Consider the following 233-nt stretch of genomic DNA (forward strand, 5'->3'; position numbering starts at 1 on the left):
TGCCTTTTTCGAACAGCGCATTGGCCCACTGCGCGGCCTTGAGCGAACTGCCGACGATGACCGGCACGACCGAGTATCCGGCGCTGAGACCCGTGTTGAGACCGGCTTCGCGCGCAGTCTCCAGGAACTGGCGTCCGCGCTCGCGCAGCGTAGCGATGCGCTGTGGCTCTTCCAACATGCGCTGCAGCGCGCTCAGCGAACTGGCAGCCAGCACCGGCGACAAGCCGACGCTG

At 66.5% G+C, this 233-nt stretch carries 1 pseudogene; it reads right to left on the bottom strand.

From position 1 onward, the window contains the following. A pseudogene (locus RVY79_RS21695) lies at positions 1–233 on the bottom strand (8-amino-7-oxononanoate synthase); the annotation flags it as partial.

It is taken from the genome of Chromohalobacter sp. HP20-39 (assembly GCF_033052815.1).
Taxonomy (GTDB): Bacteria; Pseudomonadota; Gammaproteobacteria; order Pseudomonadales; family Halomonadaceae; genus Chromohalobacter.